The 26,515-nt window shown below is 65.9% G+C and carries 22 protein-coding genes and 1 pseudogene; 12 read left to right on the top strand and 11 right to left on the bottom strand.

The features are described 5' to 3' along the window. Nucleotides 1-598: pseudogene (locus AB4Y43_RS10535) on the top strand (HipA domain-containing protein); the annotation flags it as partial. A gap of 15 nt (nt 599-613) precedes the next feature. On the opposite strand, the gene AB4Y43_RS10530 reads toward AB4Y43_RS10535, so the two are convergent. Beyond that, nucleotides 614-1,522 carry a LysR family transcriptional regulator gene (locus AB4Y43_RS10530; RefSeq protein ID WP_069266722.1) on the bottom strand — a complete coding sequence of 303 codons (909 nt, stop codon included), beginning with the start codon at nt 1,520-1,522 and terminating at the stop codon, nt 614-616. A gap of 134 nt (nt 1,523-1,656) precedes the next feature. Here AB4Y43_RS10530 and AB4Y43_RS10525 point away from each other — a divergent pair, with 134 nt between their 5' ends. Genes AB4Y43_RS10525 through AB4Y43_RS10515 form a run of 3 tightly spaced genes read left to right on the top strand, consistent with a single transcriptional unit; the run spans nt 1,657 to nt 5,527 of the window. Beyond that, complete coding sequence (locus AB4Y43_RS10525; protein WP_368727767.1) at nt 1,657-3,075, top strand: M20 family metallopeptidase; 1,419 nt, start codon at nt 1,657-1,659, stop codon at nt 3,073-3,075. 10 nt (nt 3,076-3,085) lie between these two features. Further along, nucleotides 3,086-4,393 (top strand): MFS transporter, encoded by a 1,308-nt coding sequence (locus tag AB4Y43_RS10520; protein ID WP_069266663.1) that lies wholly within the window; start codon nt 3,086-3,088, stop codon nt 4,391-4,393. A 39-nt stretch (nt 4,394-4,432) separates the two neighbouring features. Further along, on the top strand, nt 4,433-5,527 hold the full coding sequence (locus AB4Y43_RS10515) for a serine hydrolase domain-containing protein (protein WP_368727766.1): 1,095 nt from the start codon (nt 4,433-4,435) through the stop codon (nt 5,525-5,527). Here AB4Y43_RS10515 and AB4Y43_RS10510 read toward each other — a convergent pair. The 3 genes from AB4Y43_RS10510 to AB4Y43_RS10500 form a co-directional block, all read right to left on the bottom strand. Next, nucleotides 5,524-8,547 carry an FAD-binding and (Fe-S)-binding domain-containing protein gene (locus AB4Y43_RS10510; protein ID WP_368727765.1) on the bottom strand — a complete coding sequence of 1,008 codons (3,024 nt, stop codon included), beginning with the start codon at nt 8,545-8,547 and terminating at the stop codon, nt 5,524-5,526. The two genes, AB4Y43_RS10515 and AB4Y43_RS10510, sit on opposite strands and share 4 nt — an antisense overlap. 6 nt (nt 8,548-8,553) lie before the next feature. Further along, a complete protein-coding gene (locus AB4Y43_RS10505; protein ID WP_342948770.1) occupies nt 8,554-9,840 on the bottom strand; it encodes an MFS transporter in 1,287 nt (428 codons plus the stop codon). 136 nt (nt 9,841-9,976) lie between these two features. Further along, complete coding sequence (locus AB4Y43_RS10500) at nt 9,977-11,194, bottom strand: alanine--glyoxylate aminotransferase family protein (protein WP_368727764.1); 1,218 nt, start codon at nt 11,192-11,194, stop codon at nt 9,977-9,979. A 162-nt stretch (nt 11,195-11,356) separates the two neighbouring features. Here AB4Y43_RS10500 and AB4Y43_RS10495 point away from each other — a divergent pair, with 162 nt between their 5' ends. After that, the gene (locus AB4Y43_RS10495) at nt 11,357-12,073 is read left to right on the top strand and encodes a GntR family transcriptional regulator (protein ID WP_368604448.1); all 717 of its coding nucleotides are present in this window, start codon (nt 11,357-11,359) and stop codon (nt 12,071-12,073) included. Between the two features lie 26 nt (nt 12,074-12,099). On the opposite strand, the gene AB4Y43_RS10490 is transcribed toward AB4Y43_RS10495, so the two are convergent. After that, the gene (locus tag AB4Y43_RS10490; RefSeq protein ID WP_256094890.1) at nt 12,100-13,053 is read right to left on the bottom strand and encodes a LysR family transcriptional regulator; all 954 of its coding nucleotides are present in this window, start codon (nt 13,051-13,053) and stop codon (nt 12,100-12,102) included. Nucleotides 13,054-13,217: 164 nt separating this feature from the next. Here AB4Y43_RS10490 and AB4Y43_RS10485 point away from each other — a divergent pair, with 164 nt between their 5' ends. After that, nucleotides 13,218-14,408, top strand: coding sequence for a M20 aminoacylase family protein (locus AB4Y43_RS10485; protein WP_368727763.1), 1,191 nt, complete (start codon nt 13,218-13,220; stop codon nt 14,406-14,408). Continuing rightward, nucleotides 14,405-15,709 carry an MFS transporter gene (locus AB4Y43_RS10480; protein WP_368727762.1) on the top strand — a complete coding sequence of 435 codons (1,305 nt, stop codon included), beginning with the start codon at nt 14,405-14,407 and terminating at the stop codon, nt 15,707-15,709. The genes AB4Y43_RS10485 and AB4Y43_RS10480 overlap by 4 nt, the downstream gene beginning before the upstream one ends. A 117-nt stretch (nt 15,710-15,826) precedes the next feature. Here AB4Y43_RS10480 and AB4Y43_RS10475 read toward each other — a convergent pair whose 3' ends face one another. After that, the gene (locus AB4Y43_RS10475; protein ID WP_368727761.1) at nt 15,827-16,207 is read right to left on the bottom strand and encodes a hypothetical protein; all 381 of its coding nucleotides are present in this window, start codon (nt 16,205-16,207) and stop codon (nt 15,827-15,829) included. Nucleotides 16,208-16,429: 222 nt separating this feature from the next. Here AB4Y43_RS10475 and AB4Y43_RS10470 point away from each other — a divergent pair, with 222 nt between their 5' ends. Beyond that, nucleotides 16,430-16,984 (top strand): type 1 glutamine amidotransferase domain-containing protein, encoded by a 555-nt coding sequence (locus tag AB4Y43_RS10470; RefSeq protein WP_368604480.1) that lies wholly within the window; start codon nt 16,430-16,432, stop codon nt 16,982-16,984. Between the two features lie 21 nt (nt 16,985-17,005). On the opposite strand, the gene AB4Y43_RS10465 is transcribed toward AB4Y43_RS10470, so the two are convergent. After that, a complete protein-coding gene (locus tag AB4Y43_RS10465) occupies nt 17,006-18,979 on the bottom strand; it encodes a potassium transporter Kup (protein WP_368727760.1) in 1,974 nt (657 codons plus the stop codon). Between the two features lie 162 nt (nt 18,980-19,141). Here AB4Y43_RS10465 and AB4Y43_RS10460 point away from each other — a divergent pair, with 162 nt between their 5' ends. Next, nucleotides 19,142-20,122: a GNAT family N-acetyltransferase gene (locus AB4Y43_RS10460; RefSeq protein WP_368727759.1), complete on the top strand. Its 981-nt coding sequence runs from the start codon at nt 19,142-19,144 to the stop codon at nt 20,120-20,122. A gap of 6 nt (nt 20,123-20,128) precedes the next feature. Here AB4Y43_RS10460 and AB4Y43_RS10455 read toward each other — a convergent pair whose 3' ends face one another. The 3 genes from AB4Y43_RS10455 to AB4Y43_RS10445 are packed head-to-tail and all read right to left on the bottom strand — an operon-like array spanning nt 20,129 to nt 22,357. Then, nucleotides 20,129-20,785: an MFS transporter gene (locus tag AB4Y43_RS10455; protein WP_368727758.1), complete on the bottom strand. Its 657-nt coding sequence runs from the start codon at nt 20,783-20,785 to the stop codon at nt 20,129-20,131. Next, nucleotides 20,782-21,429, bottom strand: coding sequence for an MFS transporter (locus AB4Y43_RS10450; RefSeq protein ID WP_368727757.1), 648 nt, complete (start codon nt 21,427-21,429; stop codon nt 20,782-20,784). Before AB4Y43_RS10450 ends, AB4Y43_RS10455 begins: the two co-directional genes overlap by 4 nt. Before the next feature lie 43 nt (nt 21,430-21,472). Then, nucleotides 21,473-22,357 carry an oxaloacetate decarboxylase gene (locus AB4Y43_RS10445; RefSeq protein ID WP_368618835.1) on the bottom strand — a complete coding sequence of 295 codons (885 nt, stop codon included), beginning with the start codon at nt 22,355-22,357 and terminating at the stop codon, nt 21,473-21,475. Nucleotides 22,358-22,554: 197 nt separating this feature from the next. On the opposite strand from AB4Y43_RS10445, the gene prpR reads away from it, so the two are divergent. The 3 genes from prpR (at nt 22,555) to AB4Y43_RS10430 (ending at nt 26,062) form a co-directional block, all read left to right on the top strand. Then, a complete protein-coding gene (prpR, locus tag AB4Y43_RS10440; protein ID WP_368727756.1) occupies nt 22,555-24,516 on the top strand; it encodes a propionate catabolism operon regulatory protein PrpR in 1,962 nt (653 codons plus the stop codon). Nucleotides 24,517-24,591: 75 nt separating this feature from the next. After that, entirely contained in the window at nt 24,592-25,203 is a 612-nt protein-coding gene (locus AB4Y43_RS10435; protein WP_342948758.1) for a LysE family transporter, read from the top strand. Between the two features lie 28 nt (nt 25,204-25,231). Beyond that, nucleotides 25,232-26,062: an alpha/beta hydrolase gene (locus AB4Y43_RS10430; protein WP_368727755.1), complete on the top strand. Its 831-nt coding sequence runs from the start codon at nt 25,232-25,234 to the stop codon at nt 26,060-26,062. Between the two features lie 40 nt (nt 26,063-26,102). Here AB4Y43_RS10430 and AB4Y43_RS10425 read toward each other — a convergent pair whose 3' ends face one another. After that, on the bottom strand, nt 26,103-26,372 hold the full coding sequence (locus AB4Y43_RS10425) for a hypothetical protein (RefSeq protein WP_069266678.1): 270 nt from the start codon (nt 26,370-26,372) through the stop codon (nt 26,103-26,105). Nucleotides 26,373-26,515: the final 143 nt, after the last annotated feature.

Raw genomic sequence — 26,515 nt, 5'->3', positions numbered from 1 at the left:
ATCCACCTGGCGTCGCTCGCAAGACGCCAGGTGGATCGTGCGCCTGCCGCAGGAGGATCTGTGCCAGGCCACGGGCACGTCCGGCCTCGCCAAATACGAAGCCGACGGCGGCCCCGGCATCGACGCGATCATGCAGGTGCTGGACGGCTCCTTGCAGGCCACGGCCGATCGCCGCAACTTCTTCGTCACGCAGCTCATCTTCTGGCTGCTCGCGGCCACGGACGGCCACGCGAAGAACTACAGCATTGCGCTGCTGCCCGGCAGCCGGTACGCCGCCACGCCGCTCTACGACGTGCTCAGCGCGCATCCAGTCGTCGGCCGGGGCCGCAATCATATTGCGCCGCAGCGCGTGAGCCTTGCGATGGCCGTGCGCGGACGCAACCGGCACTATCGCGTCGAGGAGATCTATCCGCGGCACTGGATCGCGCAAGGCCAGCGCGTGGGATTCGCCGCGGCGGATGTCGAAGCGATGCTCGCGCAGGTGGCAGCGCAAACGCCGCGCGTGATCGAAGCCGTCGCGGCGCAGATCCCCGCCGATTTCCCCGCAGATGTAGCCGACGCCGTTTTCGCCGGCATGCGCCGGCTCGCCGCGAGGCTTACCGCGAAGGCGAAATCAGCCGCCCGCAAGCTCCTCGTCGTCGATCGCGCGCGTGAGCAGGTCGAGAAAGGCCTGCATGGTTTGCGGCAGCGTGCGGCCCGCCATCGTCTGGATCTGCAGCGTGCGCTGATGCAGTTCCGGGTTCGTGAGCGGCACCGCGGCCAGCCCCTCCACCTCGAGACGGCCGCGCACGGTCAGAAAGCCGGTGAACGTCACGGCATCGGTGAGGCGTACGAATCGTTGCAACGCCACATGATAGTTGCTGACGAACACCGGCTCGAAGATCAGCCCTTCGAGGCTGCACGCGATGTCGAGGAGCTGGCGGATCGTCACGCCCTGGCTGTTCATGGCGACCGGCCAGGGGATCAGATCGCGCAACGACAGCGACTCGCGCGCCGCCAGCGGATGATCGCGCCGCATGAGCGCGAAGATCGGCGCGCGCTGCGAACAGTGCACGGCAATCTCCTTCTCGGGCGCGACGCTGAAGCACAGCGCGATATCGGCTGTGCCCTCGCGCACGCGCTGCGTTGCAACAGAAGGCGCGGACACGTCCAGCTGAAAATGCGTTTGCGGATGGCTCCGGAGAAAGTGAGCAAATACCTGTGGCAGAAAATCCGGCGCGAGGCCTTCGGAACTCGCAACGCGGATGGTCGCGCGACCGCCCTCGCTCAGCCCGCGAATCTCGCCGACCACGCGCTCCGTTTCGAGCAGGCTGCGCCGCGCGTGCTCGGCCAGCATGCGCCCCGCCTCGCTCAGCACCATGCCGCGCGGGCGCCGTTCGAATAACGGCGTGCCGAGCTCCTCTTCGAGCCGGGCGATCTGCCGGCTGAGCGCAGACACGGCAACGTAGAGCCGCTCGGACGCCTTGCTCAGCGAGCCGCTGCGGGCCACTTCCAGAAAATAGCGCAGTGCGGTGTTGTCCATGTCGATGAGCGCGGTCTCGTCCGCTTTGCCGTTTCGGCAAAGATAGATCACAAATATTGTAATTGTGCAGAAATATCGGTGGTTGCAGGATCGGTCGACGTCATCAAACGCCATCGAACAGAGGGAGACGCGCGTTGACCCGTGACACCGCCATTCAAACTGCAGTCGATCAATACGATTCAGGCCGCTTCCTGAACGACCTGCGCCGCCGCGTGGCGTTTCGCACCGAGAGCCAGGAGCCGGAGAGCGGCGGCCGTTTGCGCGCCTATCTGGACGAGGAACTCACGCCGCTGCTCACCCAATGGGGTTTCACCTGCCGGGTCGTCGAGAATCCCGCCAACGGCGCGGGCCCGTTCCTGATTGCTCACCGCCACGAAGACGATGCGCTGCCCACCGCGCTCAGCTACGGCCACGGCGACGTGGTACGCGGCTACGACGCGCAATGGCGCTCGGGCCTCACGCCATGGGACGTAACCGTCGACGGCGAGCGCTGGTACGGCCGCGGCACCGCCGACAACAAAGGCCAGCACAGCATCAACCTCGCGGCGCTCGAGGCCGTGCTCGACGCACGCGGCGGCAAACTCGGCTTCAACCTCAAGCTGCTGTTCGAAACGGGCGAGGAAGTCGGCTCGCCGGGCCTGCACGAACTGTGCACGCGGTTGCGCGACGAACTCGCCGCCGACGTGCTGATCGCCTCCGACGGACCGCGCCTGAGCGCGCACCGTCCGACAATCTTTCTCGGCTCGCGCGGCCTCGTCAATTTCAAGCTCGAACTCACGCTGCGCGAAGGCGGCCATCATTCGGGCAACTGGGGCGGCCTGTTGCGCAATCCGGGCGTCGTGCTCGCGAATGCGATCGCTTCCATGGTCGATGCGCACGGCAAGATCCTCGTCGATGGCCTGCGCCCGCCGCCGATTCCGGAATCCGTGCGCCGCGCGCTCGCCGAAATTCGCGTGGGCGGCAATCCGGGCGAGCCCGAGGTCGATCGCGATTACGGCGAGCCGGGCCTCACGCCCACCGAGCGCGTGTTCGGCTGGAACAATCTGGAAGTACTCGCGTTCCGCACGGGCAACCCCGAGAAGCCCGTGAACGCGATTCCGCACCACGCCATCGCGTACATGCAGATCCGCTTCGTCGTGGGCACGAACTGGCAGGACCTCGAACGGATCGTGCGCGCGCACCTCGATGCGCACGGCTTCGAGATGATCGAACTCGAAGTGGAACGCGGCGCACCGGCCACGCGCGTCGATCCCGACAACGCCTGGGTGCAATGGGCGGTGCGCTCGCTGCGCGAGACCACGGGAGCCGACCCCGTGCTGCTGCCGAATCTCGGCGGCACGCTGCCCAACGACGTATTCGCCGAGGTGCTCGGCATGCCCACGCTGTGGGTGCCGCATTCGTATCCGGGCTGCTCGCAGCACGCGCCGAACGAGCACCTGCTCGGCCCGGTCGTGCGCGACGGGCTGCGCATTATGGCTGGCCTCTTCTGGGACCTCGGCGCAAGAGAGGCCGGTGCGTCCAACCCCGCACCGCATCCCACCACGCTTGCATGAGGACGTCGCAATGAGCATCGAATCCCTACCCGCGCACGGCAGCGAGCCCTGGTCAGAGCCTGCTCAAGGCACGTCAGGCAAGAACGTCTCGCGGCTCATCGTCGCGACTTCGATCGGCAACGCGCTCGAGTTCTACGACCTGCTGGCGTACGGCTACTTCGCCTCGACGCTCTCCAAGCTCTTCTTCCCCGTTCACAACGCAACGATGTCGCTGCTGCTCACGCTCGGCACATTCGCGCTCTCGTACCTCGCGCGGCCGGTCGGCGCGCTCGTGCTCGGCTCATACAGCGACCGCAAGGGCCGCAAGGCGTCGCTCACGCTCTCCATCACGATGATGACGATCGGCACCGGCATGGTCGCGCTGATGCCCACCTACGCGACGATCGGCATCCTCGCGCCCATCGGCATTTTTGCCTCGCGTCTTCTGCAAGGCTTTTCGGCGGGCGGCGAGTTCGGCAGTTCCACTGCCTTCCTGATCGAGCACGCGCCGCAGCGCAGCGGTTTCATGTCGAGCTGGCAGTTCTCGAGCCAGGGCGCGAGCACGCTGCTCGTCTCCCTGTTCGGCGCGGTGCTCACGGGCATGCTCACGCAGCCGCAGCTCGAAGGCTGGGGCTGGCGCATTCCGTTCCTGTTCGGTGTGCTGATCGGTCCCGTGGGCCTTTATATCCGCCGACGCATGGACGAAACGCCCGAATTCGAGCGTATCGAAAAAGCCGAGTCGCCCGTGCGCGAACTGTTCGCGACGCAGAAGGCGCGCGTGATCGCATCGATCGGCGTGCTGATCCTGACTACCTCGGCCCAATACGTGCTGCTCTACATGCCGACCTATGCCGCGCGGCAGCTCGGCCTCGCACCTTCGTCGGGCTTCATCGCCACGCTCGTGGCCGGCCTGATCGCCATCGTGCTCACGCCGATCGTGGGCCACTGGTCGGACAAGGTGGGCCGCACGCGCATCATGTTCGCGGCGGGCGTGCTGTTCCTGCTCACCGTCTATCCCGCGTTCATGTTCGTCACCGCCCATCCTTCGCTGCCCTCGCTGCTGGCGGCCGTGGTCTGGATCGCGGTGCTGAAGGTCACCTATTTCGCTTCGATTCCGGCGCTCATGGCCAGCTTCTTCCCCGCACGCACGCGCACCACGGGCATGGCGCTCGCCTATAACGTCGGCACGACCGTGTTCGGCGGCTTCACGCCGCTCGCCGTGGCCGCGCTCATTGCGGCGACCGGCAACAATCTCGCGCCGGGGCTCTGGCTGATGTTCGCGGCCGTGTTGAGCCTCGCTACGCTGATCTGGGCCTGCATGCGCCTCGACGCCCGTTGAAGCGGCCCGCACAAGAACACCAACAGGAAACACGCTCGTATGCAACACGATTTGCCGAAGGAAGTTCAGGACGCCATCCAGTTTTCCGTCGATCACGAATCGGCATGGGACCGCAATGCCGATGGCAACTTCGGCGTGCACGTGAACGACCCGCCGCCGTGGAACTGCTTGCTGGGCCCCATTCACGATCGCGGCCCTGTGTCCGGCGCGGTTGCTGTGAACGGGCGCCCGCTCGCGCAATGGGGCGCGCCCGATCGGCCCGATCTGACCTTCAGCATCGCCAAGACGTATCTGGCGCTGCTCGCGGGCGTGGCGCACGATCGCGGCCTGCTGCCCGATCCCGACGAGCCCGTCCACGTGCGCGCGCCCGGCATCGGCTTCGATGATGACCACAATGCGCAGGTCACGTGGACGCATCTACTGCAACAGACGAGCGAATGGCAAGGCACGTGCTTCGGCCTTACCGATCAGGCCGATCACTATCGCGCCGTTACGTTCGGCGAGCCGCCCGACGGGAAAAAAGGCGACTTGCGCCCGTTACGCGCACCCGGCACGTATTGGGAATACAACGACGTGCGCATCAACCAGCTTTCGTTCGCGCTCCTGTGCCTGTTCGGTCGTTCGTTACCCGAAGTCTTTCGCGAGACGATCATGAGGCCCGTCGGCGCGAGCGAGAACTGGCAATGGGTCGGTTACGACGACGCGTGGATCGACCAGGGCGGCAGACGCGTGCAGTCGGTGCCGGGCGGCTCGCATTGGGGCGGCGGCATGTCGGTGAGCGCAAACGATCAGTTGAAGGTCGCGCAAATGCTGCTCGACGACGGCGTCGTATCCGGCCGCCGCGTACTCTCGAGCGAATGGATCGCGCGTATGCGCACGCCCTGCCCGCTCGCGCCGTTCTACGGCTCGCTGGTGTGGCTCAACACGGGGCGGCGCATGTTCCCGAGCGTGCCCGAGTCGAGCTGGTTTGGCGTCGGCGCGGGCAGTTCGTTCATGTGGATCGAGCCCGAGCGCAAGATCGCGCTGATCGTGCGCTGGCTCGATTCGCAATTCGCCGATGCGTTCTTCGGCAAGATGCTGCACGCCGTGGATGCCGTGTGCGCGCGCCAGGGCACGAGGACGCTGGCGACCTAGCGCAGCGCCATTTCCAGCACCCGCGCCACGTGTAGCGCCGTGGCGTTTGCGGCGTCGTGGATCTGGTGGCGGCAACTCGTGCCATCCGCCACGACGAGATCAGCGCGATCCGCCTTGCGCACGGCGGGCAACAGCGCCAGCTCGGCCATCGCCAGCGAAGCTTCGTAGTGCTCCGCTTCGTAGCCGAAGCTGCCCGCCATCCCGCAGCATGACGATTCGATCGGCTTCACATCGAGGCCCGGAATCCAGCCCAGCACCGTGAGCACGGGGCGGAAGGCGTCGAATGCTTTCTGGTGGCAGTGGCCGTGCACCCACGCGCGTGGCGCATCGAGTTCGTGCAACGTGAGATCGAAGCGGCCCGCGCCTTTCTCGCGCACGAGGAATTCCTCGAACAGGAACGCCGCGGCCGACAACTCCCGCGCTTCGTCGCCGTAGCCGTATTGCAGGAATTCGTCGCGCATCGAGAGCAGGCACGAAGGTTCGAGCCCGACGATCGACACGCCGCGGGCCACGAACGGCATCAGCGTATCGAGCAGGCGCCGCGCCTCGCGCTTTGCCTCGTCGACCAGTCCCGCGGCGAGGAAGGTGCGGCCACAGCAGAGCGGGCGCTCTTCGCCGCGCACGTTGAAGTGCACGAAATAGCCGGCCGCTTCGAGCACACGTTGCGCGGCGCGGGCGTTTTCGGGCTCGAAGTTGTCGTTGAAGGTGTCGACGAACAGCACCACTTCCTTCGTTGCCGCTGCTGCGTCGGGCTTTGCGGCCGCGACCTCCGCAAGGAACGAAGGCCGCAACTGCGGCAGCGAGCGTTGCGGCGCGAAGCCGAGCATGCGCTTTGCCCACGCGGAGACCACCGGGATACGCTCGCCCGCCGCCGCAAGGCCGCCGGCTTGCGCCGCGCGTCGCGCATAGCGCGGTAAATAGGCAATCATCTTCTCGCGCAGCTTCAGACCGTGCTTCGTATTCCATGCAGCGCGCGCCTCGATTTTCAGCTTCGCCATGTCCACGCCGGTGGGACAGTCGCGCTTGCAGCCTTTGCACGATACGCACAGGTCGAGCGTGTCCTTGACGTCGTCGCTTGCGAGTCCGTCCTCGCCCAACTGGCCAGAGATCGCGAGCCGAAGCGTGTTCGCGCGGCCACGCGTCACGTGCTTCTCGTCCTTCGTCACGCGGTAGCTCGGGCACATCGTGCCCGCGTCGAACTTGCGGCAGTGGCCGTTGTTGTTGCACATCTCCACGGCCTTCGCGAGTCCGCCGGTCAGGTCGTCGCCGCTGCCGGGCGGCGTTTCTACACCCGTTAGCGGATCGCGGCCCACGTCCCACGCCGACCAGTCGAGCATCGGCCGCATCTGGCGCTCGCGATATCCCGGCGCGAAGCGGAACAGCGTCGCGTCGTCCATTTTCGGCGGCCGCACGATCTTGTCGGGATTGAAACGGTTCTCGGGGTCGAACAGCTGCTTGATTTCCGAGAATGCGGCGTTGATCTTCGGTCCGTACTGCCAGGCAATCCATTCGCCGCGGCACAGACCATCGCCATGCTCGCCCGAAAACGCACCCTTGTACTCGCGTACCAATTCCGCAGCCTGCTCGCCTATCGCGCGCATTTTCGCCGCACCGTCGCGGCGCATGTCGAGTATCGGCCGCACGTGCAGCGTGCCGACGCTCGCGTGCGCGTACCACGTGCCTTCGGTGCCGTGCCGATGGAAGATGTCGGTCAGGCGGCTCGTGTACTCCGCGAGATGCTCGAGCGGCACGGCGCAGTCCTCGATGAACGAGACGGGCTTGCCGTCGCCCTTCATGCTCATCATGATGTTCAAGCCCGCTTTGCGCACTTCCCACAGCGCCTTTTGCTCGTTCGCATCGGTCATCTTCACGACTGAGTCCGGGAGGCCGTGGTCGCCCATCAGCTCGACCAGTTCTTCGAGGCGGCGCAGCTGGGCGTCACGCTCGTCGCCCGCGAACTCGACCAGCAGGATCGCATCGGGCCTGCCCACCAGCGCCTTTTCGATCACCGGCTTGAAGCCCGGATTGCCGAGCGCGAGTTCGATCATCGTGCGATCGACCAGCTCGACCGCAGTCGGCTTGAGCTTGACGATGTGCTGCGCCGAGTCCATCGCCTGCCAGAACGTGGGAAAGCTCACTACGCCCAGCGTCTTGTGCGCGGGCAGCGGCGCGAGCTTCAGCGTGATCTGCCGGCTGAACGCGAGCGTGCCTTCGGAGCCCACGAGCAGATGCGCGAGATTCGCCACGCCGTCGTCGGTATAAGCGAGCGGGTTCTGGCAATCGAACAGGTCTATGTTGTAGCCGGCCACACGGCGCAGCACCTTCGGCATGCGTTCCGCGATCTCGCCGCGCTCGCGCGTAGCGATGCGCTGTACGCCTTCGAGCAGCGCCGCCAGCCGCACGCCTTCGTGCGGCATGTTCAGCGACTGGAAGCGCGCTTCGGTGCCATCCGCGAGAATCGCGTCGATGCCGAGCACGTTGTGCACCATGTTGCCGTATTCGATCGAACGCGAGCCGCACGAGTTGTTGCCCGCCATGCCGCCGATCGTGCACTGCGCCGCCGTCGACACATCCACGGGAAACCACAACCCGTGCGGCTTGAGCCACGCGTTCAGATGATCGAGCACGACGCCCGGTTCGACCGTCACCGTGCGCGCATCGGCGTCGAACTCGACGACGTTGTTGAGCCACTTCGACGTGTCGATCACGAGCGCTTCGCCCACCGTCTGCCCGCACTGGCTCGTACCCGCGCCGCGCGCCAGCACGGGAGCGTGCGCGAGGCGCGCCACTTCCAGCGCGGCGCGCAAGTCGTCCTGATCGCGTGGCACGACCACGCCGATGGGCATGATCTGATAGATCGAGGCGTCGGTTGCGTAACGGCCGCGGCTTGCGGCGTCGAACAACACGTCGCCGCGCAGTGCTTCACGCAGACGCCGCGCGAGCGGCGAGCCGTGGCCCGCGCTCGAAGGAACGAGATGAACCGGCTTGACCAGCATGCCCGAGGTGCGTGCGCCTTCCATCGCCGTTCACACTCCTTGATGAGAACCTGCGGGTTCGTCAGCCTTCGTGCCCAGCTCGAAGCGGCTCTCCGGCTGCATGCGGAACGCGAGGATCACGCCGCACCCCATCAGCACCATGCTGCCCACGAACGGCAGGTCCCAGTTGCCGAAGCGGTCGATCAGAAAGCCGCCCACCACGGGCGAGATGATCGCGGCCAGCGCCGAGCCCGTGTTCATCATGCCGCTCGCCGTGCCCGAGAATTCCGGCGCGATATCCATGGGAATCGCCCACATCGGCCCGATCGTCATTTCGGCGAAGAAGAAGCCCGCCGCGAGGCACGCCATGGAAATGACCGGGTCGTGCACGAACATCAGCGGCACGAGCACGATCAGCGTGATCAGCATGCACACCGAGACCATCCAGCTGCGCGCGCGCTTGAGGTTGCCCGTGCGCTGAAAGAGCCAGTCGGTCACGAGGCCGCCGAGCGTGTCGCCCACCACGCCCGCGAGGAACACCACCGAGGCGAAGATCGCCGACTTGCCCAACTGCAGGTGATAGTTGTGCAGGAAGTATTGCGGGATCCAGCTAAGGAAAAGCCACAGCGTCCAGCCGTAGCAGAAGTAGACGATCGTCACCGGAATCATGCGCCTGAAGAGCGCCATCCACGGCAGGCCGGTCGCGCGCGGCTTGGGCGGCGGCAGGATCGCGAGTTCGGCCTCGGTAATGCGCGGGTGATCCTTCGGATGTTCGGTGAACGTGAACGCCCACACCACCACCCACAGCAGGCTGAGCGCGCCGCACACGAAGAACGATTCGCGCCAGCCGTAGCGCGCCATCACCAGCACGACCACCGCTGGCGCCACTGCATTGCCGATGCGCGAGGCGGAGTGCGTGATGCCCTGCGCGAAGCCGCGCCGCTCTTTCGCGACCCAGCGCGACATGGCCGAAGTCGAGGCGGGAAACGTCGCGCCCTCGCCGAAGCCGAGCAACAGGCGCGCGGCGAGCAGCGTGGCGAGGCCGCCCGCCATGCCGGTGAGAACCGTGGCCACGCCCCACAGCGCACCGCAGAAAAGCAGCGTGCGCCGCGCACCGAAGCGGTCGCTCACCCAGCCGCCGATGATCTGAAACAGCAGGTACGGATACGCAAACGCCGAAAAAACCAGTCCCACTTCGGTATGCGAAAGCTGGAACTCCTTGCCGAAGCCCGCCGCCGCCGTGCTCACGTTCACACGGTCGAGGTAGGTGATGAAGTACATGATGCAGAGCATGATCAGCACGATGCTGCTCGCGCTCGTCAATCGATACCGTTTCATCGTCAGTCTCCGTTGCTGGTTCTGTCGGCCGCATCGCCCTTCTCGAAGTGGCGTCCGGCATGGGAACGATCTTGCATCGCCCGGAATCGGCCTCGCATGCCGCGCCCCGTGCGCGGCATGTGAAAAAGTGCTTGTTTCAGGCGGCTTTCAGCGACACCACGTTGGGTTGCGCCGCGAGATAGTCCATCGCGGCTGGCAAGCCGCTGTCCTTCAGGGGCACGCCCGCAATGCGCAGGCCCATCTCGCAGCCGGCCAATGCCGCCAGCAGCGTGAGATCGTTGCAGTCGCCCAGATGCCCGATGCGGAACATGCGCCCTTTGACCTTGCCGAGGCCCGTGCCGAGCGAGAGATCGAAGCGCTCGTAGATGATCTTGCGCACGGCATCCGCATCCACGCCTTCGGGCATCATCACGCCCGTGAGCACGGGACTGTAGACGGCGGGATCGGCGCACTGGATCTCGAGGCCCCACGCGCGCACCGCGCGCCGGCACGCCTCGCCCAGCCGCTGATGCCGCGCGAACACGTTGTCGAGCCCTTCGTCCTGCAGCATGTCGAGCGCTTCGGAAAGGCCGTAGAGCAGGTTCGTGTTGGGCGTGTACGGCCAGTAGCCGCTCTTGTTCATCTCGATGATCTCAGCCCAGCCCCAGAAGCTGCGCGGCAGCTTCGCGTGCTCGCTCGCGGCCAGCGCCTTCGCCGAAACGGCGTTGAAGCTGATGCCCGGCGGTAGCATGAGACCCTTCTGCGAGCCGGAGACGGTCACGTCCACGCCCCATTCGTCATGGCGATAGTCAGCGCTGGCGAGACCGGAAATCGTGTCGACGAGCAGCAGCGCCGGGTGCCCGGCGGCATCGATCGCGCGGCGCACCGCGGCGATGTCCGAGGTCACGCCGGTCGAGGTCTCGTTATGCACCACGCACACCGCCTTGATGGCGTGCTGCGCGTCCTCGCGCAAACGCTTTTCGATCATGTCGGCCTGCACGCCGCGCCGCCAGCCCTCGATGCCGGGCAGGCCGAGAAATTCCGGCTTCAGGCCCAGGCGTTCGGCCATTTGCTTCCACAACGTCGCGAAATGGCCCGTCTCGAACATCAGCACCGTGTCGCCGGGGCTCAGCGTGTTGGTGAGCGCGGCTTCCCACGCGCCCGTGCCGGAGGCCGGGTAAATCACCACCGGCTGCTGCGTCTTGAAGATCTTCTTGATGCCGTCCAGCACCTTGAGCCCGAGCACGGCGAACTCGGGGCCGCGATGGTCGATGGTCGGATAGCTCATCGCGCGCAGGATGCGATCGGGCACCGGGCTCGGCCCGGGAATCTGCAGGAAATGGCGACCAGCGGGATGGAAATCGAGCTTCAACATGCAATCGCTCCTGTTTTGAATTTTGCATTCAAAAAACTATAATCCAGCCAGTTCATGTGCAGACAGACAATTCTGACGTGGTTTACCCCAGGCACAGCTAGCTTCTTTGGGGTCCTGTCCTTGGGCTAGAATTCGCTGGAAATCGATGGAAATGCCTTTTGCATGCAAAACCCGAACCTGAACCCCTCTGCGACCAGCCCGGAACTGCCGCCCATTCCGCGCCAGCAACTCCATGACACCGTCGTCGACCATCTGCGGCGGTTCATCGTGGAAGGCGCGCTCGAGGCCGGGCGCAAGCTCAACGAGCGCGAGCTGTGCGAAACGCTGGGCATTTCGCGCACACCGCTGCGCGAGGCGCTGAAGGTGCTCGCGTCCGAAGGGCTGATCGAGATTTCGCCGAATCGCGGCGCCTCGGTCTCGAAGATGTCGGAGGCGGAACTGCGCGAGACCTTCGAACTCATGAGCGGACTCGAAGCGTTTTCAGGCGAACTGGCTTGCGAGCGGATCACCGCGGCTGAGATCGCCGAGATCAAGGCGCTGCACTACGCGATGCTCGCCTGCCGCGCGCAGAACGATCTGGCCGGTTACTACAGCCGCAATCAGGCGATTCACGACAAGATCAACGAAGCGGCGCGCAATTCGGCGCTGCGGCAGACGTATATCGCGGTGAATCGCCGTTTGCAGGCGCTGCGGTTCCGCTCGAACTTCGAAACCGCCAAGTGGGACCGCGCGATCCATGAGCACGGCGAAATGCTGGCGGCGCTCGATGCGCGCGACGGCAAGCGGCTCGCGGCGATACTGCGGCAGCATTTGCTCGCCAAACGCGATGCGGTGTTGCGGATTGGGGATACGCCGTCGGTGCAGGACACCGGCAACTAAATCGCCGCTCGCGCCACGTCTTTCGACTACTTCGCCGCCGACTCCAGAAAACTCTGCGCAAGCTGCTTCCTCAGGTGATCGGCAGCAGGTGAGAGCCTGCGGCCCACGCGTGTGACCATCTGGCTCGAAAAGCCCGCCGCGATCGGATGATCGATCGGCACGGCCACCAATTCGCCCAGATCGATGCCGCGGCGCGCCGTGATCGACGACATGAACGCCACGCCAAGACCAGCGGCCGCGAGCGTCTGCGCCGTGTTGAACAGATCCACGCGATACGCCGGCATCACGTTCAGACGCGCATCTTCGAACAGCGACTGCACGAAGTGCTGCACACCGAACGACTCGGTCATGAAGATCAGGCGCTCGCTGGCGAGTTCGGCGGGCGCCACCTTGTGCATCTTCGCAAAGCGGTGCGAGGGTGCGACGAGCGCGCAAAGCGGCCGCGACGCGAAGGGATGAATGCGCATGGCAGGGTCGTCGGAGGTGCGTGTGCACAGGCCGATATCGACGACGTCGTCGCGCACGAGCGACAGCACGACCGGCGTCGGCCCCGAGCGAATCTCCACGAGAATGTCCGGGTACGTCATCGAAAAACGCTGCAACGCCCGCGCGATCAGATTGCCGATGAAGCCCTCGCCCACACCCAGCGCCACGCGGCCGCGCCGCAGGTGCCGGTACTCCTCCAGGCGCGCGGCCAGATCGCGCTGACGGCGCTGCCCGTCGCGATAGTGGTCCACCAGCACCTGACCGATCTCGGTCACGGCCACACTGCGCCCGCGCCGCTCGATCAGCGGAAAGCGCAACCGGCGCTCCAGCGCCGCCACCTGCCTGCTGATGACCGAGGCGTTGATGCCGAGCGCCTCGGCGGCCATGCGCACGCCGCCTGCGGCTGCGATTTCGGCCAGATAGCGCAGCGGGCGCTCGCCGATCTCGTCGATCGCGCCTCGCGCCGCATCTTCCCAATCTGCCTTTCCCCGCACTGCATTGCTCCTTCCGCGCGCCTTGCCATGCTGCGCCGCGACAATCTATCGTTGACTATAAGTCAACATTTTCGGTGCTTTTCCGTCATGGGTCGAGTTTTTCGTCGATGCAATACTCGGCCTTTGGCTTTTGCCCAAAACCCATTCCAATAAGGGGAGTCCCCGTGAGCGAGCACCACTACTGCGAAGTCGCCGACCTGGCCGAAGCCCGATCGGAACTCGACGAAATCCGTCATCACCTCCACAAGCACCCCGAGCTGTCGTACGAGGAAGCCGACACGTCGTGTTTCGTCGCCGACAAGCTCGAGTCCTGGGGCTACGAAGTCACGCGCCATGTGGGCGGGCACGGCGTCGTGGCGGCGCTCAAGGCCGGCACGAGCACGCGCACCGTAGGCGTGCGCGCCGACATGGACGCCCTGCCGGTCCAGGAGCTGACCGGCCTCGACTACGCGAGCATCCACGCGGGCAAGATGCACGCGTGCGGCCACGACGGCCACACTACCGTGCTGCTCGGCGCCGCGCGCCAGCTCGCGAAAACGCGCAATTTCGACGGCACCGTCCACCTGATTTTTCAGCCCGCCGAGGAAGCCGGTTCGGACAGCGGCGCCGAGCGCATGATCGCCGACGGCCTGTTCGAGCGCTTCCCCTGCGAAGCCATCTTCGGGCTGCACAATCATCCGGGCGTGCCCACCGGCACCTTCGGCTTTCGCGCCGGCCCGCTCATGGCCGCGTGCGACACCGTCAAGCTGCGCGTTCACGGCAAGGGCGGCCACGCGGCGCGCCCGCATCTCGCCGTCGACCCGGTGCTCGTGGGCAGCAGCATCGTGATGGCCCTGCAGTCGGTGGTGTCGCGCAACGTCGACCCCAACGAAGCCGCGGTCGTGACCGTCGGCGCGTTCCGTTCGGGCCACGCGCCGAACGTGATCCCCGAAGACGCCGTGCTCGAAATGAGCGTGCGCTCGTTCTCGCCCGAGGTGCGCGCGACGCTCGAGGCACGCATTCGCGCGCTCGTGCAAGCGCAGGCGCAAAGCTACGGTGCGACGGTGGACATCGAATTCATCCGCGGTTATCCGGTGCTGATCAACAGCGAAGCCGAAACCGAATTCGCACGCCAGGTCGCCGAGGAACTGGTCGGGCCGGAGCACGTCATCGCGCCCTTCCCGCCGATCGCCGGCAGCGAGGACTTCGCGTACTACCTGCAGCGGCGGCCCGGTTGTTTCGTACGCCTTGGCAATGGCGAAGGCCGCCCGATGCTGCACAACGCGCGCTACGACTTCAACGACGACAATCTGACCATTGGCGCAGCGTTCTGGACGCGCCTCGTCGAACGCTTCCTCAGCAAGGAGCGTGCATGAACGCCGCCACCGAACCGCTTCTGGAAACAGCCGAAGAAGCGCCGCTCTCGCCGGGCTACCAGCGCAAGATCGTTCTCGCGGCGGTGATCGGCAACCTGCTCGAATTCTTCGACTTCACGGTCTATAGCTATTTCGCGCTCACGATCGGCCATCAGTTCTTTCCCGCCGACAGCCAGGTCACGTCGCTCTTGCTCGCGTTCGCGGTGTTCGCCGTGGGTTTCGTGATGCGCCCGCTCGGCGGCATCGTGCTCGGCCGCTACGCGGACCGCGCGGGCCGCAAGCCCGCGCTCACGCTCACCATCCTGCTGATGGCGGTGGGTTCCGCGTCCATCGGTCTTGCACCGACCTATGCGCAGATCGGCCTGGCCGCGCCGCTCTTGATCGTGGTTGCCCGCCTCGTCCAGGGTTTCGCGCAGGGCGGCGAGTTCGGCGCGGCCACCGCCACCCTCCTCGAAATGGGCGGCCAGGCAAGCCGCGGGTTTCGCGCGAGCTGGCAGCTCGCGAGCCAGGGCGCGGCGGCGCTGCTCGGCTCGGGCCTCGCGGCGAGCCTCGGCTTTCTGCTCTCCGCGGAAACGATGCATAGCTGGGGATGGCGCATTCCATTCTTGCTCGGCACGCTCATCGCGCCGGTCGGCATCTATCTGCGCCGGCACATTCGCGAAGAGCCGCCCGCGCAGCGCGTGATCGCGGACCGCGACGACCCGAAGCGCGGCCTGTACGTGCGCAACTGGTTTCTCACGATCTTCGCGATCATGGGCATGTCGGTTTCGACCTACGTGATGATGTACTACATGCCGACCTACTGCATCCAGTACCTGGGACTGCCACCCAAAATGGCGATCCTCGCGGGCGTGGCGTCCAGCACGATCTCGCTCGTGATGTGCCCGATCTACGGCGCGTGGTCGGACCGCATGGGCCGCCGCAAGCCGCTCACGGTGATCGGGCGCGTCGCGTTGATCCTGCTGCTGTATCCGGCGTTCTGGCTCATGACGCACTTTCCGTCGCTGCCGGTCGTGCTCGCCGCGCTCGTCGTGCTCATGCTCTGCTATACGATGGGCTCTGCGCCCGCTTACGCGCTGATGCCGGAAAACTTTCCGAAACATCTGCGCGCAGGCTATATGTCGAGTGCATACGCGATTGCGGTTTCCGTGTTCGGCGGCACGGCTCAGCTCGTGGCCGGCTGGCTCATCCATGTGACGGGCAACAAGATGGCCCCCGCGTGGTACATGATCGGCTGCGTGCTGATTTCGCTCATCGCCGTTTCAATGTTCGAGGAAACCGGCAACAAGCAGATCGACTGACCGCTCGCCTGAAAAGATGCAGCCCTAAAAAGGGCGGGCGACGCACGCTGCGTCGCTCGCCCTTCGCACTACACCCCGATTCTTCTTCGATAGTCAGTTTGACTACCTACCACGCCCTTATTGGCTGCCGCCAGGCTGCGTGCTCATCCCGCCATTGCCGTTACTGTTGTCGTTGTTATACGGCATGCTTTGAGGGGTTCCCGTGGCAGGCGCAGGTGCCGCGCCAGTCCCCGTTCCCTGGCCGCCGCCGGTCGCTGTCGTGCCGGGCGCGCCATAGCCGCTATTGTTATAACGGGTGCCTGCGGTGCTGCCCGGCGGACGCGCCGTATTGATGCCCGCCGCGCCCGTCGTGCCGCCGCCCGCGCCTACACCATTGCTACCGCCGCCGGCGCCACCGGCTCCCCCGCCGGCTCCCCCGCCTGCGCCCTGCGCGAGCGCCGCTGCCGAACACGTTGCGATGATGACCCCAGCCAGCAATTGTTTGATCGAACCATTCATTTCGCTCTCCTTGAGGATTGTGGATGGAACTGCTACGTGGCGAACCGGCGGCGCACCACGCCTGACCGTTGTTCCGCAAGCGCCATGCCGCCGCAGAGTCGAATCCGGCTGCGCGCCGTTTGCTCTGATTCGAGGTTTCACGCACCGCGCGGCATCCGCCTTGCTACAGTTGAGATTGGTTGCAAACGGTCTCAGACGGTCTCACTCAAGGAGGAAATCGCAATGGCCAATCTGCTCGACAACTGCAAGGTCGCAATCCTTGCCATGGACGGATTCGAGGAAGTCGAACTTACCGAGCCGCGCCGCGCATTGAAGGAAGCGGGGGCGCACGTGGACGTGATATCGCAGAAAAGCGGTGAAATTCAGGGTTTTCGTCACGTCGACAAAGGCAGCAAGATCAAGGTGGACCGCACCTTCGGCAGCGCGAAGGCGGATGACTACGACGCGGTCGTATTGCCCGGCGGCGTGGTGAACTCTGATGCCATCCGCCTGATTCCGGAGGCGCAGGCGTTCGTGCGTGCGGCCAACGACGCGCATAAGACGATTGCCGTGATCTGCCATGGTGGTTGGCTGCCGGTCTCAGCTGGTATCGTCAAGGGACACACCATGACGAGCTGGCCCTCGCTTCAGGACGATATCCGCAATGCGGGCGGCAAGTGGGTCGACGAGACCATGGTCCACGACGGCAACTTCATTACGAGCCGCAAGCCCGACGATATACCTGCCTTCAACGCCGAGATCATCTCCACCCTTTCGGCGGCGGCGGGCACGGCATGACGGCGCCGGCCGGCGTCATGCTCACAGCGCCACCTGCACGCCCAGCTCGACCACATGCGCGGGAGCCAGACCGTAATACTCGGCGCTCGAAGTGCAGTGGTACGACATGAACGCGAAGAGCCGCGCACGCCAGCGGCTCACGTCCTGCTGGGCTTGCTCGCGCAGCACCTCGTCGCGCGGCAAGTAGAACGTGGTCTGTTGCGGGTCGAAACGCCAATCGCCCAACCTGCCTTGCAGCGATGCCAAAAGCCGCGGCAGATTGGGCCGCTCGACGAAGCCATGATGCGCGACGATCTCCCAGCAACCCGCGCCGAGGTCGCGCGCTTCGATGCGCGTTTCATCGTCAGCCTGCGGTGCGGACTCCGAAACATTGGCGAACACGATCACCGTGCGATGCAGGACGTGATTGTGGCGCACGTTGCTCGCGAGCGCGGCCGGCGTCATGCCGGGTGCGTTGCCCGGATACACGGCCGTGCCCGGCACGCGAGGCGGCTTCGGATCGGCAGTGCAGATACCACGCAAAAAGACGTCCACCGATTCGCCGCGTGCCGCATGACGCGCCTCCAGTTCGCGGCCACGGTGCCAGGTACTCATCATGATGAACAGCAATGCGCCCACGGAAACCGGGAACCAGCCACCGGTGGGAATTTTCGGCAAGCTCGCGGCAAGCAGCATGCCGTCCACGATCAGCAGCGGCACACATGCCAGCCATGTGGCGACGCGCGGCCAGCCCCATACTTCGCGACATACAGATAGCATTTGCATCGACGTGGTCACCATCGTCATCGCCACGGCGAGGCCATACGCGGACGTGAGCCGCTCGGAGCTGCGAAAGAACAGCACGAGAAACACCACGGCCACGAGCAAACCCGCGTTGACTGCCGGAACATAGATCTGGCCGCGCCGCGTGCTCGAGGTTTCGATCGTGCGCATGCGCGGCAGGAAGCCCAACTCGATGGCCTGGCTCGTCATGGAAAACGCGCCCGAGATCACCGCTTGCGAAGCGATGATAGTGGCAAGCATGGCGATGCCGACCGCCGGAATGAGCGCCCAATGCGGCATCGAGCGAAAGAACGGCTGGCTGGCGCCGCCCGGCTCGAACAGCACGGTCGCGGCCTGGCCGAAATAGCCCGCGACGATCGCCGGCAGCACGACGCAAAAGAACGCAATGCGAATGGAGCGCGTGCCGAAGTGGCCAATGTCGGCGTAGAGCGCCTCGGCGCCCGTCAACGCAAGAATTACGGCAGCGAGCACGCCGAAGGCGAGCCCCGGATGCGCGAGCGCGAGCCGCACGGCCCAGACCGGCGACGCCGCGGCGAGAATCGCCGGATAGAGCACGATGTGATAAACGCCCACCGCGCCGAGGCTCAGGAACCAGAGCGCCATGACGGGCCCGAAGGTGCGCCCGACCACGGCGGTGCCGCGCGCCTGGAACAGGAAGAGCGCCACCAGAATCGCCAATGAAACCGGCAGCACGGCGCTGTCGAATGCGGGATTGATTTCCTTGAGCCCTTCCACCGCGGAAAGCACCGAAATGGCAGGCGTGATCATCGAGTCGCCGTAAAACATCGCCGCACCGACGAGACCCGCGAGCACGAGCAGACGCGGCGCGGGCCGCCCCGCCTTCGCGAATCCGGCGCACACCAGCGCCGTGAGCGCAACGATGCCGCCCTCGCCTTCGTTGTCGGCGCGCATGACGAAGCAGGCGTACTTGAGCACGACCACGATCAGCACCGCCCACAGGATCATGGAGAGCACGCCCATCACCACCGGCTGGGCCGTGGAATGCGCCGTCTGCACGGCTTCGCGCAGCGCGTAGATCGGGCTCGTGCCGATGTCGCCGAACACCACGCCGAGCGAGCCGAGCACCAGTGCGCGCTGGCCGACGTCGTCGTCCTGCCTGCGCGCCTGCTCTTTGGGCGCGTTTCCGTACGGGTTGAGGCGTTCCTTGAGCATGGCTGCGCGGCGTTCGGTGGAGGCTTTGACCTCTCGCAATTGGCGTTCCTCTGGCGCCTGAGCCAGTGGAAGGGTCGAACGTCAATTTCCCGGCCGCGTGGCGAACTTGCCTTATCCGTCGTGCACGCCTATATTGAGTCCAAATGGTTGCGAGTCGCAACCATTTGCCTGAAGACCGTGCAGACCATAACGGAGACCATCATGGATTTTGTCGACGTGCCCGCGCAGCCTCGCGAGACGACCATCCTCGAACTGCGCGAGTTCTCGCGGCGGCTCGTGCGCGAGCTGGGCTTCATGCGCACCACGCTCGCCGACAGCGATCTCGCCCCATCCGCCGTACACGCCATCATCGAGATCGGCGCGCAGCCGGGCATCAATGCACGGGCGCTCGGCGACATCCTGCGGCTCGACAAGTCGAACACGAGCCGCCAGGTCGCGCGGCTCGAGGCGGCCGGTCTCGTCAAACGCAAGACCGCCGACGATGACGCGCGCTCTACCGAGTTGACCCTGAGCGCGGCAGGCCAGAAGCTGCGCGCGAAGATCGACCGCTTCGCCACGGATCAGGTTTCCAATGCGCTGCGCAGGCTCGTTCCTGCCGACCAGCAGACGCTCGTGCGTGCGCTCGCGCTCTACGCCGACGCGCTCGCGCACGACAACCCCAACGAGACCCGCGCAACAGCGCCGGCGGCGGGCGTGCAGATCGTGGAAGGCTACCGGCCCGGCTGCATTGGCGACATTGCGAGCCTGCACGCGCGGTTCTACGCGGCGAACTGGGGCTTCGGCTCGTACTTCGAGAAGAAGGTGGCCACGGAACTCGCCGACTTCACCGGCGCCTTGCCAGCCGTTGGCAAGGCGCTCTGGCTCGCGGTGGAGCGCGATCGCGTCCTCGCTTCGCTTGCCATCGACGGCAACGAGAGCGGCAACGCAGGTGTCGCTCACCTGCGCTGGTTCATCGTCGACGACTCACTGCGCGGTACCGGCATCGGCCGGCAGTTGATGACCAACGCGATGCAGTTCGTCGATGCGCACCACGCCGAGACCTACCTGTGGACCTTCAAAGGCCTCAACGCCGCGCGGCATCTGTACGAGTCGTTCGGCTTTCACCTCGCGCAGGCGTCCGAAGGCGACCAGTGGGGCACGAAGGTCACGGAGCAGCGCTTCGTGAGGCGCCGTGCCGATTGACTCGCATCACGCGGAACTCGCCGGGCGCCCGCGCGTTTCCGGCATGCGCAGATACACGATCAGCGAAATCGCCGCGCAGGCCGTGACGTACCAGTAAAAGTACTGCTCGTGGCCGCTCGCCTTGAAGCGCAGCGCGACAAACTCCGTCGTGCCGCCGAGAATCGCCGTGGTGAGCGCGTACGGCAGTCCCACCGCGAGCGCGCGGATGCGCGTGGGGAACAGCTCCGTTTTCGCGAGCATGTGCACCGAGGTGAAGCCGCTCAACATCACGAGGCCGGCGAACGACAGCAGGAACGCCACCAGCGGATCCCGCGTGTGGCTGAGCGCCGTGAAAAGCGGCACGGAAAACAGCGTGGTCGACAGGCCAAAGCAGATCAGCACCGGGCGGCGGCCGAACACGTCGGAGGCGAGCCCGAAGAGCGGCTGGAGCGGCATATACAGCAGCAGCGCGCCGGTGGAGACGAGCGTCGACATCTCCTTCGAAAGGCCCACGGTGTTCACGAGGTACTTCTGCATGTAAATCGTGAACGTATAGAAGCCCACCGTGCCGCCCACAGTCATGCCGATAGCGAGCAGAATCTGCCGCCAGTGCAACAGCAGTTGCTTGAGCACGGGCGGACCGGCCTCACGCCGGCCGCGCTCGAACGCTTCGGTCTCCGTCACGTTGCGGCGCATATAAAGCGCGAACAGCGCGAGCGCGCCGCCCAACGCTCGATCTGCCCGGCCGTCATCAGCAGGTTCTGCATGACGAGCATGAGTGCGAGCGCAACGAGTTGGCCGGCCACCACGCTCACCTGCAAAAAGCCAAGATAGAAGCCGCGCCGGTTGGCGGGCGCGATCTCGCTGAGGTAAGTCGCACTGGTGCCGTACTCGCCGCCCATGCTCAGGCCCTGCAGGAGGCGCGCCGCAATCAGCACGACAGGCGCGAGTACGCCGATGCTCGCGTAACCGGGCGTGAGCGCGATCATCAGCGAGCCGATGCACATGGCCGTGACCGACCACGTGAGCGCCGACTTGCGCCCGTGGCGGTCGGCGTAGAAGCCCACGAGCCAGCTGCCGAGCGGCCTCGCAACGTAACCCACGGCCGCGATGGCCGCCGTGTTCATGAGCTGCACGGTCGGCTTGTCGCTCGGGAAAAACGACTTCGCGAAGTAAATCGAAAAGATGCTGTACGCCAGAAAGTCGTACCACTCGATCAGGTTGCCGGCCAGGCCCCCGACGATCGAACGGATGCGCGGCCGCGCGATCGGTGCTGTTTCTGCCGGCTGCTTTTCGATTCGGACTCCGAAATCCGTGTCGTTCGACATGCGTGTCTCCTCCTCTTGTTTTGCAAATTGTGCGCTGTGGCGTTCAGTCCTTCGGTGCGTACTCGCGATCGAGCCGGTCGAAGAGCGGCTTGTTCACGAGGCGCTGACGCTCGGCGAACGGCGCGACGATCGTCGCGTCTTCGTCGAGCCGGCCGTTCGTGCGCAACTGCCCGAGAGCGCGCTGCATGCCGACCACGGCGCCCTGCAACGCCGCGTTCGCGTACAGCACCAGCGCGTAGCCAAGGGCCGCCAGCGCTTCGCGCGACTGCACCGGCGTCTTGCCGCCAATCACGATGTTGATGAGTTGCGGTGCGTCGATGAGTTTGGGCAGGCGTTCGATGTCTTCGAGCTTTTCCGTGGCTTCGATAAAGAGAATGTCCGCGCCCGCCTCGATGAACGCGTGGCCGCGCGCGATCGCGTCTTCGATGCCGTGCACGGCGGCCGCGTCGGTGCGCGCCATGATGAGCAGGTTGCCATCTTCGCGCGCATCCACGGCGGCGCGGATCTTGCCCACCATCTCGCTCGCGCCGATCACTTCCTTGTTAGCGAAGTGGCCGCACTTCTTCGGCATCACCTGGTCTTCGAACTGGATCGCGTCGGCGCCGCTGCGCTCGAGCGTGCGCACGGTCTGGCGCACATTGAGCGCGTTGCCGAAGCCCGTGTCGGCATCGACGATGAGCGGCAGGTTGACCGCGTCGCGCACGCGCGCCGTGTGCTCGGCAATGTCGCTCAAGCCGATGAAGCCGAGATCGGGCAGGCCGAACGACATGTTGGTGACGCCCGCGCCCGTGAGGTAGAGCGCTTCGAAGCCGGCGTCCTCGATCACGCGGGCGCTCATGGCGTTGAAGGCGCCCGGCACGAGCAGGCCGCGGCGCTCGTTGACCTTGGCGCGGAACGCGGCGCGGCGTGCTGCAGTGGAAGTGGTCATCGCGATGACTCCGTTCAGTGGGTTTTGAGATGGCTCAGACAATTGCACGATGTGTGCCAACCAGCGGAAACTGGGCGCAAACCATATAAAACAACACTTTAGGCAACCCCAGCGTACGACCGGTGTTTCATGCCACAATCTATGGAACGTTTCATGAAACGTTTCCGAACACCCATTTCCGTACCAAGGATTGCGCCGTGCCTCCCTCCAGGCCGTCCCAGGCCGCCAGCCGTCCGAGCATCGCGCTCGTGAGCATCAGCCGGCTGCGCAATCTCTGCGAAACCGTTGCGCCGCGCTATGCCAGCGAGGCGCGCTTCTTCAACGTGCGCGAAGGCTATGGCGACGCCGTCACGGCGCTGCAGCCCTATATCGAAGCCGGCACCGTCGACGTGGTGCTCGCCGCCGGGTCCAACGGCGCGTACCTGCGCGACAACCTGAGCGTGCCCGTGGTCATGGTGAAGGTGAACGGCTTCGATGTGCTGGCCGGCATCACGCACGCGAACGCCACCTGGCCCGGCGCGCCCATCGGGCTGATCCTGCACGAGAGCGTCTCGCACGAACTCGCCGACCTCGGCGCGTGGCTCAACCTGCGGCTCACGCAGTGTGCCTATCGCACGGTGGACGAAGTGCACGACGCCGTCACGGCGCTCGCCGCCGAGGGCTGCCGCGTCATCATCGGCCCCGGCATGGCTTGCGATCTCGCCCAGGCGGCAGGGCTCGAAAGCGTGTTCCTGTACTCGCTGGGCGCGGTGCACGAGGCATTCGAGCGCTCCGTGGAACTGGCCCGCGTGAGCCGCCAGAAGGAGTCCAAGCGCGTGCGCCTGAACACGATCGTCGCGCACCTGCGCGACGGCGTGGCCGCTTTCGACGAAGCCGGTCAGCTCGAAGCGGTCAATCCAGCCATGCTCGATCTGCTCGGTCTCGACCGCGCGCGCGATGTGAGCGCGCAACTGGTCCGCTCGGTGGGCCCGCTACTGCACGAAGTGGCCGGCGGCGATGCGGCGGTCGATGAACGCATCGAGCAGATCGGCGGCCGCTCGCTGATCGTGAGCTGCGTGCCGATCGTCGAGCAAGGTGCGCGCTCGGGCGCGGTGGTCACGGCGCAGGATGCGCTCGTCGCGCAGCGCATCGACCGGTCGCTGCGCACGACCCAGCGGCCGCGGCACCTCGTGGCGCGCTACGAACTGGACGACCTGGTCGGCGTTGCGCCCGCCATGGCGCGCGTGCGGCGCCTCGCGGCCATGAGCGCCGCGCACGACGCCACCGTGCTCCTCACGGGCGAAAGCGGCACGGGCAAGGAACTCGTCGCGCAGGGCATCCATAACGCGAGCCGCCGGCGCGGCAATCCATTCGTTGCCTTCAACTGCGCGGCGCTGCCCGAGGGGCTGATCGAAAGCGAACTGTTCGGCCACGAGGAAGGCGCGTTCACGGGCGCGCGGCGCGGCGGCAAACCGGGCCTCGTCGAAATCGCGCATACGGGCACGATCTTTCTCGACGAAATTGGCGAGATGCCGCCCGCGCTGCAAAGCCGCCTGCTGCGCGTGCTCCAGGAGCGCGAGGTGATGAAACTGGGCGCCAGCCGCGCCACGCCCGTTGACGTGCGCGTGATTGCCGCCACGCACCGCGACTTGCGCGCGCTGGTGCAGGAAGGCGCCTTCCGCGCCGACCTGTATTTCCGGCTCAATCTGCTGCATATTCCGTTGCCGCCCTTGCGCGAACGCCGGGAGGACATTGCCGCGCTCGCGCGCCATCTGCTCGAACGTATGGCCGATCGCTACGCCTTGCGTGCCGCCGCGATCGAGCGCGTGCTCGCGCTGTTCGCACCATACTTCGCGAGCTATTCGTGGCCCGGGAATGTGCGCGAGCTCGAGAATCTGCTCGCGCGCGCGGCCATCTTCCTCGCCGACGAAACCGGCGACGCGTCCGCGGATATTTCGTTATACGATGTATTCCCGGAATTCGCGCAGAACGACGAAGCGAACGATGCGCCGCGGCGCGCGGCGATTGCCTCGAACAGTGCGCGGCGCGACGCCGCCAGGCCGGTCACGCGGGAAGACGTCGAGCGCGCACTCACCGCGCACGGCGGCAATCGCGCAGCCGCCAGCCGCGCGCTCGGCATAGGCCGCACGACGCTTTGGCGCTTGATGAAGGGCGCGTGAGCGCACGGAGTATCATGACAACCTCCACGATGCGCCGATTGAGGGCGCATCGAACCTGCCGGGGAACCTGCCTTCGTGAACTATTTCAATGTCCTGCTCGCGCTTTCGGGGGTCCTGCTGCTGAGCGTCGCCAGCCCGGGGCCGAACTTCGTCATCGTCACCTCGACGGCGGTGGCCTCGCGGCGCGCGGGCCTCGCGACCGGCCTCGGTCTCGCCGCCGCCTCCGGCACGTGGGCATGGATCGCCATCGCGGGCCTAAGCCTGATCGTCTCCCATGTGGCCTGGATCGGCACCGGGCTGCGCATCGCAGGCGCGGCCTACCTGATCTGGCTCGGCGCGAAGATGCTCCTCACCGCACGACAGCCCTTGCAGGTTGCCGCACAGGCGGGCGCTTCGGGTTGGGCCGCCGCGAAGAAGGGCTACGTCGTCAGCATGACGAATCCCAAGGCCATTGCGTTCTACGGCAGCATTTTCGCGTTGATGGTGCCCGCTGCCGCGCCGCGCTGGCTCGAAGTGGCGGTCGTCGTGATCGCGATCCTCATCTCGTGCGCCTGGTATTGCTCGATGGCCCTGCTCGCCTCGCATCCCACGGTGCGCCACTTCCTCGTCCGGCGCAAAGCCGCGCTCGACTCGGTGGTGGGCGTCGTGCTGATCGGGCTCGGCGGGCGCATGCTCGCGGGGCGCTGAGCCGGGTCACGCGGCCATGAGCGTGCGCATGGCTTCGCAATGGCTGCGCGCCGCGCCGCTGGCGTCGGCATTGACACTGGCGTTCGTGCTCGCGGCGTTGTCCTTGCTGGCCCACGCGCAAAGCGCGCCCAAGGTCGTCGACATACCCACGAGGCCCGGCGTCACCCAACGCTTCCTTTTCATTGCGCCCGCAGCGCCGAAGGCGGCCGCGATACTTTACGCGGGCGGGCATGGCGGCCTGCAACTGGACCCGCAGGGAAACTTCGGCTGGGGCGCCAACAATTTTCTCGTGCGCAGCCGCATGCTGTTCGTGGACGACGGCGTTGCTGTGGCAGTCATCGACGCACCGAGCGACCGGCAATCACCGCCCTACCTGGACGGTTTTCGCCTCACGCCGGAACATGCCGAGGACGCTCGCGCCGTGATCGCATGGTTGCGCGAACAATTACACGTGCCGGTCTGGCTCGTCGGCACGAGCCGCGGCACGCAGTCGGTCGCGGCCATCGCGATTGCTCTTGCGAATGACAGCAACCCCAGCGCTGGCCCGAACGGCATCGTACTCACCTCGACCATCCTGCGCGAAAATCGGGGCGGCGACCCGGTCACGGGCATGAAGCTCTCGGCACTCAAAATTCCCGTGCTCGTGGTGCACAACAAGGACGACGCCTGCAAGGTGTGTCCGGTGTCCGAAACGGACACGCTCATGCAGAAGCTCACGCAATCACCGGCAACGAAGCTGATGCTCGTCTCCGGCGGAACTTCGCGGGGCGACCCGTGCGGGGCGTACGCGTATCACGGCTTCAACGGCATCGAAAGCGAAGTCGCGCACGGCATCACGGCGTGGATGCTGGCGCCTTAGCGGGCTTTCCGCGTCGGGCATCCCACCTCTGCTTGCACCTCTAACCGCCCTTTCTTTTCACGGGCGCGCTGTTGTGTCCGAACGACCCCGGCGGCTCCGCCCGGCCGTGATGGCCGAGCGGCACCTCGGCCGTCTGCTCCGGATGCGGCCCGCCCTCGCGCGGCATGAACTCGGGCCGTGGTTCCGGTTGATCGAAGCTGCCCGGCGCACCCCGTGGGGGTTTCTCCTGCGTCGGCTGCTTGCCGGCGGCGAGTTCGTCGTCGGTTGCGCTGGCCTCGTCCGGCCTGGGGTTTTGGGTTGAAAGACCCATCATCCGCTCCTTAAAGGGTGTGGATGCGAGGCATCCTGTTCATGATTTCGGACCGCTCGCCGGCGTCGGTTGCGCGCCGGCTGGCGCCGACATCTGGCTACTCGAAGAATCCTGGGTTTGCGGGCGCGCCGCTTCGTCTGCGC

The sequence above is a fragment of the Paraburkholderia sp. BR10872 genome, assembly GCF_040965835.1.
GTDB classification, from domain to species: domain Bacteria; phylum Pseudomonadota; class Gammaproteobacteria; order Burkholderiales; family Burkholderiaceae; genus Paraburkholderia; species Paraburkholderia nodosa_A.
This window is presented reverse-complemented; position numbering and strand designations above follow the sequence as displayed.